Here is an 11,953-nt window from a genome sequence, read left to right as displayed (position 1 = left end):
GTTTGCGTTGCAGACCGCATGAAAGGGGAGAATTCCATGTCAGTTTCTACACGCATCGCACCGCACCTGCCATATCTGCGCAGGTTCGCGCGTGCCGTTTGCGGCTCACAATCGACGGGCGATGCCTATGTTGCGGCAACGCTCGAAGCTCTGATCGCCGATATTAGCATTTTTCCACAGACAAGCAGCGATCGCGTTTCGCTCTATCAATTGTTCGTATCGATCTTTAGTTCCGTCACGATCAATATTAAGACCGACGAAAACCTGTCGGGATGGGAAAAACGCGCCTCGGCCAACCTGTCCGCCGTGCCGGCGCTGGCCCGTCAGGCTTTCCTGCTCACCACGGTAGAAGAATTCACACCATCGGAAACCGCAGAGGTCCTTAAGGTCTCCGAGGATCAGGTCGGCAAGCTGATCGACGAGGCAGCGTCTGAAATCGCCCGGCAGGTGGCGACCGACATCATGATCATCGAGGACGAACCTCTGATCGCGATGGATATCGAGCAGATGGTCACCGATCTCGGTCATCGTGTCACCGGCATCGCCCGCACGCATACGGAAGCGCTCGATCTCTTCCATCGCACCCAGCCGAAGATGATCCTTGCCGATATTCAGCTTGCCGACGGCAGTTCCGGTCTCGATGCGATGAAGGACATCCTTGAGATGACCACCCTCCCGGTTATCTTCATCACGGCTTTCCCCGAGCGTCTTCTGACGGGCGAACGGCCGGAGCCGACCTTCCTCGTGACGAAGCCGTTTAACCCGGACATGGTGAAAGCGCTTATCAGCCAGGCCCTGTTTTTCAACGAAAGCTCACGCGCCGCGGCGTGAATTTTGCCGAAGCCGCAGGCTGACCGGGAACCAGTCTGGCGCCCGGGCGTTGGCGGTTACGGTCGTGGGGTTGCCCCACGGCTTTCTGCAAGGAGATGAATTTGCATCGGCTGGCATGGCACAACGCGGAGAGGAACGAAAGCGAACTTCACGACTCGCTCGTTCTCGCCTTGCTCGATTCGGGTGAGACAGTCATGCTGCAGGACTGGAACCGCGACTATATATTCGTGGCCAATCTGCCGGATGTCTGGAAACTTCCGGCCGATTCCCATCCGACCGACGAAAATCTGTTCGGCAAAGATCTCTCCGCGCGGCTTGCCGAACTTAAAAAGGACATGAAGACGGCGGGTAGCCGCGGTATGCTGGAAGTCAATGCCGGCAACGATCGTGTCTTTCAGTTTCAGGTCCACTCCACCTTCAACCAGTCGAACCAGGTGGTGATGAAGACCACCATTCGCGAGGTGACGGCGGAAAGGCGGCGCGAGCAGCTTCTGCGCTCGTTGCTGCGCGAGGTCAGCCACCGTTCCAAGAATCTCCTGGCGATCATCCAGAGCCTTGCAGGCCAGACGGCCCGTTTCAGTCTGACCAAGGATGATTTTCTGAGAAAGTTTCGAGGACGACTACATGCTCTTGCGCAAAGTCAGGATCTCATCACGGATTCGGACTGGCGGGGCGCGCGTATATTCGAGCTGCTGCGCCAGCAATTCGATCTTTATGTGCCGGAATATCCAAACCTCATCCATATGGAAGGCGAAAACCTGCTGCTAAATCCGAACGGCGCGCTTTATATCGGGCTCGCCTTCCATGAACTGGTCGTAAACACCGTCAGCCATAGCGGCAATCTTGCCTATCACCCCCCCATATCCCTGCAATGTCGTCAGGAGGGTGATTTTTATATGGTCGAATGGAATGAGCCGATGATGCCCTCGAAAGAGCCCGTCGAAACCCGGCGGGGCAGCTTCGGCAGCGTGGTGCTGGAAAAGGTGGTTCCCTCCGCGCTGGGTGGAAGCGCCGAATACGAGTTGACGGCTAAGCGAATCGTCTACCGGCTGAAATTTCCTTCCGTCGACAGCGTGGACGCCGCCTGAAATCGCGATATCGGGCGCGACGCCGGGTTTACCGCTGATGTCGTGGAAATCAAAAACAAATAGCACGGCCCATGAAAAGAGCCGTGCTATTTTATGACAGGTTTTCAGGGGTGAAACCTGTTTATTTTCAGCCAAGCTTCAGGCGGGGACGGGGGAATTGCTTGGCCTGCAGTAAGAATGCGCCTGCCGGGAATAGGTTCCCGCAAAATGCATTTTTTAACAATCGACAAATGAGCTGCTTTTGAACCCGCTTGCCAGCATCAGTGCTGGCCTGCCTGTTCAGATCTTTTGGGCGTGAAATAACGCATCGGCGCCTCCAGCGTCCACTCGAAGCCGGATTCACGATATTCCGTCAGCACCTGCCCACCGAAGGCGCCTTCCGCATGCCTTTTTATGACCGTGGTGCCGAAACCTTTGCGGCTCGGTTCGCTCGCCGGAGGGCCGCCCGTTTCGGTCCAAACGAGGTGGATCATCTGCCGCCCGTCTTTTTCAAGCGGCTGCCAGCGCACGGTGATTTTTCCTGTTGGAACCGACAATGCGCCATATTTGATGGAATTCGTCGTCAGCTCATGGATCACCAGGCCGAAATTCTGTGCCGCTTCCGGGGAGAGCATGAAATCATCTCCGATCAGCAGGACGCGATGCGCCACGGTGCCGAAAACTTCAAGATGGGTCTCGATCAGCTTGCGGATCGGCAGGCCTTGCCATTGAACCTCTGCCAAGGCCCGGATCGACATTCCAAGGCCGCGCAGGCGGTGATCCACCTCCTTTTGAAATTCCGGAATACTTTTATTTTCGCGTCCCAATTGCCGTATCATCGCCTGAACCAGCGTCAGAATGTTCTTGGAACGGTGTACAAGTTCGTGCAGCAGTAATTGCAGCCGCTCTTCTGACTGGCTTCTGTCGAAGGACGCGTTGGAGAGTGCTATGGCGACCTGGTTGGCTTCCTTTATCTTGGTATCGATGGGTGCGACGATCTCGCCCTCACCAATGCGCTCGGCCATCAGGGTCAGATCACGAATGGAGCTGCGCAATTGCCGGCCGACCAGATAGGCGCCGCCAATGGCGATAAGCACCAGCACCAGGCTGCCGATCATCATCTGTCGCCAGGTATCTATCAGCGCCGCCTGGCTTGCGGCGAGCGGACCCCACATCACCGTCTTCCATTGCCAGCCCGGTAATTGGGCATAGGCATAGAGATTGCCCTTGCCGTCAAAAAAATTGCCGCTGAAAGCCTGCATTTCCGAAAGGACGTCCGGGGTGACAAACGGCTTGCCCATTTCCGCCTCATCGGGCGCGCTTGAGACGACAACGCGGTTGTTGCCGTCAATGATGGCGACCGCCCAGTTGCGTGGCAGGGTTTCCGTGGGAATGAGCCGGCTCAGGTCGCTGGTATTCTGCGTCAGGATCAGGGCGTCTCCGGCGGCGTCCAAATCCGGGCCGAGCGGCAAGGTGACGTTGAACACCCATTCCTTGCTGGTCTGGCCGAAAAACATGTTCGAGACGGTGATGCGGCCAGAGTCGATCGCTTTGGCCAGGTTGGCTTCCGCCGGCACCTTGCCGAGCGGCTGGCCATAGGGCATGCGTGTATTGAGACGCTGCTGGCCATCTTTGGTCGTGAGAATGGCGTAGAGGCCCTCCCGCTTCAGGCTGTCGGCGACGCGTCCCTGAAACGCGGCGAGATTGCCGCTTTCAAGTTCCGGGAATTGCGACAGGAGATTGAGAGACGTGGCGATTTCCTGCAGGCGGCGGTCGATGTTGCGCGAGGCCACCCGCACGTCCTCGACGGTTTCCCGTTGCAGGTCGTCGCGCTTTTCCGCTTCCAGGCGCAGCATCAGATAGCCGCCAAAGAGAATGAGCGGCAGGGTGATGACGGTAGCCATCACCACCAGATAGGTGCCGATGGAAGCCGTTGGGAAAAAATTCGCGCTGCGCCGACGCAAAGCCGAAATCATGTCTTTCAGTCTGTTGCCGGGTAGAGGCATACAAAACTCCGGCAGTTATGGCATTGTTACGGCACGGATAATACCGTGCCGTCCCTCTTTAGCAATGCCTGATTTTTTACCTTCGGTCGTTGTGGCAGGCCACAATTGCATCGGTATGATTGAAAAAATCGGAACTATTTCAACGACCAACCCGTTTGCCAGACGAACCGGTCGAGCAGCGGGCATGAAATTCATCACCGCCGGCCAGTTGAGAACGATGAAAGGAAGGTACGAAATGGCAAAGAAAATTACTATCCTCGTCACAGCTGCTTTGATGGGCACCACGGCTTTCGCGCCGCTGGCCATCGCTCAGGGTACGACCCAGCCTGCGCCGGCAAATCCGAGCGCGCAGACGGAGCCGGCAAACCCGCCCGCCACCCCGATGACGCCTGCCGCCCCTTCGGCCAATGACAGCGCGGCCACAACGATGGGTGGCGCCTATTTGACCGAGCAGGGCGAAACGCAGGTCAGCGCGAACGATTATATCGGCAAGTCGGTCTATACGGCGGCCGATGAAAGCATCGGTAACGTCACCAACCTGATTATGGAAGAAGATGGCGGTCTGGTTGCTGCGGTGATCGGTGTCGGCGGCTTCCTGGGCATCGGCGCAAAGGACGTTGCGGTTCCGATGGATAAGGTAACGATGACGCGCAACGCGCAAGACGGCACAATCCGCCTGACAACGACGGAAACGGCGGAAACGCTGAAGGCTGCTCCCGAATTCAAGACGCTGGAACAGCAGGCGAGCGAAAAGAACGCGGCAACGCCGGCGGCGCCTGACGGCACGACGACGTCCGCCACCAAGCCCTAATTCCCGTCCCTGGGAGGCAGGAGCGGGACCGGCTAAAATCAGCTGTCCCGCGAGAGGCACCGGCCAACAGGCCGGTGTCTTTTTTTATCTGATCGCCGGCTGTTCAATCCCCGGCATTGCGGGAGGAGTGCCAGGCCCAGGCGGATTCGATGATGTCGGAGAGGGAATAACGCGGCTCCCAGCCGAGAACCTCCTTCGCCTTGTCATTATTGGCGACGAGTGTCGTGGAATCGCCGTCGCGCCGCCCGGTATATTCGACGGGGAAGGGGCGGCCGGAGACCTCCGAAATCGCTGCCAGCAGTTCCTTCACAGTCGTTCCGGTGCCGGTGCCGAGGTTGAGTTCGACGGTCTCCCCGCCGGCAAGCAGATAATCGACCGCCCGCACATGCGCATCGGCGAGATCGAGAATGTGGATATAGTCGCGCACGCAGGTGCCGTCGCGCGTGTCGTAATCCGTGCCGAACACCTTGAAGCCTTGACGCCGGCCGAGTGCGGCCTCGATGGCCAGCGGGATCGCGTGGGTCTCCGGCTTGTGCCATTCGCCGATGCGGCCTTCGAAATCCGCGCCAGCGGCGTTGAAGTAGCGCAGCATGACCGAACGCAGCCCCTTATAGGTGCTGTAATCCTTCAGCGCCTGCTCCACCACCCATTTGGTGCGGCCATAGGGGTTGATCGGCGCCTGCCGGTGCGTTTCGTCGATCGGTACCTGTTCCGGCAATCCGTAAGTTGCGCAGGTGGACGAAAAAACGAAGGCCGTGACGCCGGCATTGATGGCGGCGGAGAGAAGGTTGAGCGAGCCGATGACGTTGTTGTCATAGAAAGCCACGGGCTGTTTGACCGATTCACCGACTTCGATCAGCGCGGCGAAATGCAGAACCGCCTCCGGCTGGTGTTTGGCGAAGACTTCGTCCAGACGCGCCCGGTCGCGAATATCGCCCTGTTCGAAGGGTCCCCAGCGGACAAATTCCTCATGCCCGTTGGACAGATTGTCGAAAACGACCGGTTCATACCCTCGCTCAGACAGGAGAAGGCAGGTGTGCGAACCGATATAGCCGGCACCGCCGACGACAAGGACTTTCTTCTTCATCAATTGCCTTTCAGAAAATTAGGGACGCGCAGAGACTGCCCGAGACTGTATGTCACTTTGTTCAAATAAGGGCGGCGTGGCGGGCAACGCCAACAACCAGTCTATCCTTCGCGGGTAACATAAAAAAAACCGCGCATCCATCGTCTGGACGCGCGGTTGGTCTTGCGAGGCTGCCAAGAAGTTACTTGGTCTTTTTTGTACCCGCTCTCGTCGCGAGAAATCCGGCTGCAATAGCGACGGCAAGTGTTGCGTAAGGGCGTGCCTGGATTGCAAGCGAAAGCAGCGATTGCAGAGCGAGCGGCGCAGCCGTTAAAGGTGCTGCGGCAGCAAGTGGTGTCATCGGTCTGGTCGCGTAGACCCTCGGGCGTTTGAGGATGGCGAGCGCCACCAGCATGATAACACCGAGCAGAAAGGCAGAGCCCGCAACGACGAGCGCTGCCGGTCCGGCCCCGACGTGACGCGCCAGATAAATTGATCCCGCCACGACCGCTGCGACAAAGGCAATCAGGAAAAATATCCCCGCCAGCACCGACAATATGATGACGGAGCGCAATCGTCTCGTGACGACACGCCCTTCACGCTGGGTCTCCCCCAGATAGACCAGCAATGCCTCAAGCATGAGCTTATCGACGCGTCAGGAGGGCAAGAACGAAGCCGACGCCGACGGCGATGCCGAGCGACTGCAGCGGGTTCTTCTGGACCTGATCGGTGAGGTTGTCGTTCAGCGTGGAAATCTCGTTACGGACAGTGTCCGCCATGTCACTCGACGCGGAAATTGCATCGTCTGCGACCCGCGCGGCCTGTGCCTTCAGCTCGTAAGATGCGCCGACGCCAAGCGCTTTCACACTCTTGGCAAGATTCGCCAGATCTTCGCGAAGCTGGGCGAGCTGTGCGGCCACATCGGCTGCGTCACCGCTTTCGAGGGATTGCTGGATCTTGTCGTTAACGCTGCTGCGCACGCTTGCCATGGGTCAGGTCCTTCTTGAACATCGTTGATGGAAATGGCGACATGTCAATGACTGACGCCGCTTAACTCCCGTTAAGGCGGCAGAAACAACCCGCCTGTCCGGGAGTGAAACGCGCCGGCCTTGCCTTGGTTCCGTAACGTTATGCGTTTTGTTCCATCATAGTGGTGTGCCGGGCATTTTTCAGGAATCAGCCCCCGGACATTTGTTTTCCTGTCACAAGCATCCTATAAGGCCCATCATCGAGACGTACCTTGACTTCAATCAATATGTGAAACGACATGCTGCAGACGCCCTATTACCTTATCGACAAGACAAAACTTCTTCGCAACATGGAGAAGATTGCCTATGTGCGGGAAAAATCCGGCGCCAAGGCGCTCTTGGCGCTGAAGTGCTTCGCCACATGGTCGGTTTTCGATTTCATGTCGCAATATATGGACGGCACCACCTCGTCCTCGCTTTATGAAGTCCGTCTCGGCCGCGAGAAATTCGGTGGTGAAACCCACGCCTATTCCGTCGCCTATGCCGATTACGAAATCGACGAGGTGATCTCGAATGCGGACAAGATCATCTTCAATTCCATCAGCCAGCTCGAGCGTTTTGCGGACAAGGCCTCCGGTATCACCCGTGGTCTGCGCCTCAACCCGCAGGTCAGCTCTTCGAGCTTCGACCTTGCCGATCCCGCGCGTCCCTTCAGTCGGCTCGGCGAATGGGATGTGGCCAAGGTCGACAAGGTCATGGACCGCATTTCCGGTTTCATGATCCACAATAATTGCGAAAACGGCGATTTCTCTCTGTTTGACCGCATGTTGACCCAGATTGAGGAAAAGTTCGGATCGCTGCTGTCGCGTGCCGAATGGGTGAGCCTTGGCGGCGGTATCCACTTTACCGGTGACAATTATCCGCTCGACCAGTTCTGCGACCGTCTACGGGCCTTCTCCGAAAAATATGGCGTGCAGGTCTATCTGGAGCCGGGCGAAGCCTCGATTACGAAGAGCACGACGCTGGAAGTGACGGTTCTCGACACGCTGTTCAACGGCAAGAACCTCGCCATCGTCGACAGCTCCATCGAAGCGCATATGCTCGATTTGCTGATCTACCGCGAAACCGCCAAGGTGTCGCCGAATGAGGGCGAGCATCCGTACATGGTCTGCGGCAAGTCCTGCCTCGCCGGCGATATTTTCGGCGATTTTCGCTTCGACAAGGAGTTGAAGGTCGGCGACCGCATCTCCTTCCAGGATGCGGCGGGCTACACCATGGTCAAGAAGAACTGGTTCAACGGCGTGAGGATGCCGACCATCGCCATCAAGGAACTGGACGGCACCGTTCGCGCCGTTCGTGAATTCGACTTTGCCGATTTCGAGCAAAGCCTGTCTTAAACCCTGTTTTTAACATGAAACGAAGCTCATCCCTGCGGGGAAAAGGAGGCATCACCTGAAATGAAGAAGAACGTTCTGATCATCGGCGCCGGTGGCGTAGCACAGGTCGTGGCGCATAAGTGCGCCCAGAACAGCGATGTATTGGGAGACATTCATATTGCGTCACGGACCGTGGAAAAGTGCCGCAAGATTGTCGAGTCCGTACGCGAAAAGAAGAGCCTCAAGACAGATGTGAAACTTGAGGCCCATGCGCTTGACGCGATGGATATCGAGGCGACAAAAGCCTTGATCAAAAAAACCGGCGTGGAAATCGTCATCAATGTCGGTTCGGCTTTCGTCAATATGTCCGTTCTTCGTGCCTGCATGGACACGGGTGTTGCCTATATGGACACGGCGATCCACGAGGATCCGACCAAGATTTGCGAGACGCCGCCGTGGTATGGAAACTACGAGTGGAAGCGCGCGGAAGAGTGCAAGGAAAAGGGCGTTACCGCCATTCTCGGCGTCGGTTTCGACCCAGGCGTGGTCAACGCCTATGCGCGTCTCGCCAAGGATGAGTATTTCGACAAGGTCACCTCGGTCGATATCGTCGATATCAATGCCGGCAGCCACGGCCGCTGGTTTTCCACCAACTTCGATCCGGAAATCAACTTCCGCGAATTCACCGGCGTCGTTTACTCCTGGCAGAATGGCCAGTGGCAGACGAACCAGATGTTCGAAGTCGGACAGGAATTCGACCTGCCTGTCGTCGGCAAGCAGAAGGCCTATATGACCGGCCATGACGAAGTGCATTCGCTGTCCAAGAACATGGACGGCGCCGATGTGCGCTTCTGGATGGGCTTCGGCGATCACTATATCAACGTCTTCACCGTGCTGAAGAACCTTGGCCTCCTGTCCGAGAAGCCGGTCAAGACGGCCGAAGGCCTGGAAGTCGTGCCGCTCAAGGTGGTCAAGGCCGTGCTGCCCGATCCGTCTTCGCTGGCGCCTGATTATGTCGGCAAGACCTGCATTGGCGATATCGTCAAGGGTATCAAGGACGGCAAGGAGCGCGAAGTCTTCATCTACAACGTGGCTGACCATAAGGAAGCCTATGAAGAAGTCGGCTCGCAGGGGATTTCCTACACCGCCGGCGTTCCGCCGGTCGCAGCCGCCATGCTCATCGCTACTGGCGAATGGGACGTGAAGCAGATGGCGAATGTTGAAGAACTGCCGCCGAAGCCGTTCCTGAACCTTCTGAACAAGATCGGTCTTCCGAACCGCATCAAGGACGAAAACGGCGATCGCGCGCTGGAGTTCTAAGCGCAGCATTCTTAACGGATAGAGACAGAAAAGCCCCGCGAAAGCAGGGCTTTTTTCTTGGCTATGCAGCTCATCTATCACGCACTGGACACAAGACGAGGGTAGCGCCAGTCGATGGAAAGAGGAGTTTAACCCGTGACGCGACGTCATCCTCGGCCCTGTGCCGAGGATCCAATCACGTTGAATGACATCAATAGGTTCCAGATCCTCGGGACTAACCCGAGGATGATGTCGAGAGCAGGTATGCCCGTCGTCGTCGTCAGTTGCAGAGTGACTTCAGCCCTTTGTCGGCTTCGGACCACGCTTCTCGAACGGCTTGTCCTTCTTGCCCTCGTATTTCGGCTTGTCGCCAAAGGGCTTTTTCTTTTTCCAGGGCTTGTCGTCGCCCTTGCGGTCATCGCGGGGAGCGGCAGCATTGTCCGATTTGCTGAACTTGCGCTGGGCCTTCGCCGGGCGGGTGTCTTCGCGGAAGCTGCCGGTTATTTCCGGCTTGCCTTCCAGCGCCTTCAGACGGATGCCCTTTTCGAGCGTCATATCCTTGCCGATGGCGGAGGTGAAACGGTCGACGGCATCAGCCGCCAGTTCCACGAAGGTCTCCGTCTGCTGCATGCGGATCGCGCCGATATCCTGGCGGGTGATCTTGCCGAAACGGCAGAGCATGGGGATGAGCCAGCGCGGTTCGGCGCTCTGTTTGCGGCCAACGGAGAGCGAAAACCAGGCGCTGTCGGAGAAATCGGACCTGTCGCGGCGCGGCGCATTGTTTTCGGGTGTTTCGAAACTGTCGCGGCGCGGCTTGCGGGTGTTGTCAAGCGCGACCTCGAAAATGTCCTCCGGCGCCGAACGTCCGGCATGATAAAGACGCACGAAGGCAGCGGCGACTTTTTCCGCGCCATGCTGTTCCAGCAGCTTGGTGACGAAATCGCGTTCGTCATCCGCCACTGCTTCGCTTAGCGTAGGATCGGCCAGAAGCCGGGCGCCGTCGCGCTCTACGATCTCTTCAACGGAGGGTGGGTGAACCCATGCGGCACTGACCTTGGCGCCTTCGAGCAGGCGTTCGGCCTTGCGGCGCTGGCTGACCGGCACCACGACGGCGCTGACGCCCTTCTGACCGGCGCGGCCGGTACGGCCGGAACGGTGCAGAAGCGTTTCGGAATTGGTCGGAAGATCGGCATGGATAACGAGTTCGAGGCCGGGCAAGTCGATGCCGCGGGCGGCAACGTCTGTCGCTACGCAAACGCGGGCGCGGCCGTCACGCATGGCCTGCAGGGCATGTGTGCGTTCGTTCTGCGTTAGTTCACCGGAGAGAGCCACGACCGAAAAGCCGCGATTGTTCAGGCGTGCCGTCAGATGGTTCACCGCGGCCCGGGTGGAGCAGAAGACGATTGCGTTGCGGGCTTCATAAAAGCGCAGCGCATTGATGATGGCGTTCTCGCGATCGGAAGGCGACACCAGGAGCGCGCGATATTCGATATCCACATGCTGCTTCTGTTCGGAAGCGGTGGCGATGCGCACGGCGTTCTTCTGGTAGCTTTCGGCCAGCTTGGCGATACTGCGCGGCACGGTGGCCGAGAACATCAGCGTGCGGCGATCGTCGGGCGATTCTTCCAGAATGAATTCCAGATCTTCGCGGAAGCCGAGATCGAGCATCTCGTCGGCTTCGTCGAGCACGACGGCGCGGATCGACGAAAGATCGAGTGCGTTGCGCTTGATGTGGTCGCAGAGACGGCCGGGCGTGCCGACGACGATATGCGCACCGCGCTCCAGCGCCCGGCGCTCGTTGCGGATATCCATGCCGCCGACGCAGGAGGCAATGGAGACACCGGCAAACTCATAAAGCCATTCCAGTTCGCGCTTGACCTGCATGGCCAGTTCGCGCGTGGGGGCAATGGCAAGCGCCAGAGGGGCAGCGGCCTGGCCGAAACGGGTATTGTCACGCAGCAGCGTGGTCGCGAGCGCGATGCCGAAGGCAACGGTCTTGCCGGAACCGGTCTGCGCGGAAACCAGCGCGTCCTTGTCGGCGAGTTCGGGCGCAAGCATGGCCTGCTGCACGGGGGTCAAGTCTTTGTAGCCGCGTTTTTCCAACGCCTGCGCGATCGCCGGGGCGATACCCTGGGTGTCTGTCATCTACCGTCTTTCGGATATGAAGCTGCCCGCATCCGCCCGAAACCAATAGATCCTAATGTCTCCGGGGCAGCCGATGCAGGCCATTTCGGCCATCTGGCCGGTTGCATTGCCGCGCTCATACTGCGAATGGGCCCATTTGTACAGTGCACTGCGGTACGCTCTTTTACGGGTGCTTTATCTCGTTAACGGTTCGATGCTGTCTTCGTCCGTTTTATCGGCCCAGAAAGAAGGCGTACCGCATGGTTCATAAACGGCATTGCGTGCCCCCCACCTTTTCGCTAAGAGACCCGCAACTTGAGGCTCTTTTCAGGAAGGGCCGACTGGGTTTGTTCTTGTCCGTCCGCTTCCTGAAGGAGCCGGCGGGAAAATGGGATGGTACTGGTC

At 58.2% G+C, this 11,953-nt stretch carries 10 protein-coding genes; 5 read left to right on the top strand and 5 right to left on the bottom strand.

All coding sequences use genetic code 11. The annotated features are described in order from the left end of the window. Positions 1 to 36: 36 nt before the first annotated feature. Together AGR1_RS26605 and AGR1_RS26600 are read left to right on the top strand one after the other, a co-directional pair. Positions 37 to 831 (top strand): response regulator, encoded by a 795-nt coding sequence (locus tag AGR1_RS26605; protein ID WP_080794289.1) that lies wholly within the window; start codon positions 37 to 39, stop codon positions 829 to 831. A 95-nt stretch (positions 832 to 926) separates the two neighbouring features. Beyond that, a complete protein-coding gene (locus AGR1_RS26600; RefSeq protein WP_080794287.1) occupies positions 927 to 1,919 on the top strand; it encodes a sensor histidine kinase in 993 nt (330 codons plus the stop codon). A gap of 260 nt (positions 1,920 to 2,179) precedes the next feature. Here the strand turns inward: AGR1_RS26600 and AGR1_RS26595 are convergent, their stop codons facing one another. Beyond that, positions 2,180 to 3,904: a sensor histidine kinase gene (locus AGR1_RS26595; RefSeq protein WP_149148982.1), complete on the bottom strand. Its 1,725-nt coding sequence runs from the start codon at positions 3,902 to 3,904 to the stop codon at positions 2,180 to 2,182. Between the two features lie 235 nt (positions 3,905 to 4,139). On the opposite strand from AGR1_RS26595, the gene AGR1_RS26590 reads away from it, so the two are divergent. Then, a complete protein-coding gene (locus tag AGR1_RS26590; protein WP_080794281.1) occupies positions 4,140 to 4,715 on the top strand; it encodes a PRC-barrel domain-containing protein in 576 nt (191 codons plus the stop codon). Between the two features lie 103 nt (positions 4,716 to 4,818). Here AGR1_RS26590 and galE read toward each other — a convergent pair whose 3' ends face one another. From galE to AGR1_RS26575, 3 genes are all read right to left on the bottom strand, one after another. After that, positions 4,819 to 5,802, bottom strand: coding sequence for a UDP-glucose 4-epimerase GalE (gene galE / locus AGR1_RS26585; RefSeq protein WP_149148981.1), 984 nt, complete (start codon positions 5,800 to 5,802; stop codon positions 4,819 to 4,821). Between the two features lie 181 nt (positions 5,803 to 5,983). Beyond that, on the bottom strand, positions 5,984 to 6,421 hold the full coding sequence (locus AGR1_RS26580) for a hypothetical protein (RefSeq protein ID WP_149148980.1): 438 nt from the start codon (positions 6,419 to 6,421) through the stop codon (positions 5,984 to 5,986). A gap of 4 nt (positions 6,422 to 6,425) precedes the next feature. Next, positions 6,426 to 6,770: a DUF883 family protein gene (locus tag AGR1_RS26575; RefSeq protein WP_149148979.1), complete on the bottom strand. Its 345-nt coding sequence runs from the start codon at positions 6,768 to 6,770 to the stop codon at positions 6,426 to 6,428. A 278-nt stretch (positions 6,771 to 7,048) separates the two neighbouring features. Here AGR1_RS26575 and nspC point away from each other — a divergent pair, with 278 nt between their 5' ends. Together nspC and AGR1_RS26565 are read left to right on the top strand one after the other, a co-directional pair. Next, a complete protein-coding gene (gene nspC, locus AGR1_RS26570; protein WP_149148978.1) occupies positions 7,049 to 8,146 on the top strand; it encodes a carboxynorspermidine decarboxylase in 1,098 nt (365 codons plus the stop codon). Positions 8,147 to 8,206: 60 nt separating this feature from the next. After that, complete coding sequence (locus tag AGR1_RS26565) at positions 8,207 to 9,445, top strand: saccharopine dehydrogenase family protein (protein WP_077984942.1); 1,239 nt, start codon at positions 8,207 to 8,209, stop codon at positions 9,443 to 9,445. 276 nt (positions 9,446 to 9,721) lie between these two features. Here AGR1_RS26565 and AGR1_RS26560 read toward each other — a convergent pair whose 3' ends face one another. Then, positions 9,722 to 11,569, bottom strand: a complete 1,848-nt coding sequence (locus AGR1_RS26560) for a DEAD/DEAH box helicase (protein WP_137412444.1) — start codon at positions 11,567 to 11,569, stop codon at positions 9,722 to 9,724. Positions 11,570 to 11,953 lie beyond the last annotated feature (384 nt).

The organism is Agrobacterium sp. B1(2019) (assembly GCF_008274755.1).
Lineage (GTDB): Bacteria > Pseudomonadota > Alphaproteobacteria > Rhizobiales > Rhizobiaceae > Agrobacterium > Agrobacterium salinitolerans.
Note: the sequence above shows the minus strand (reverse complement) of the source record. Positions and strands in the feature narration are given on the sequence as shown.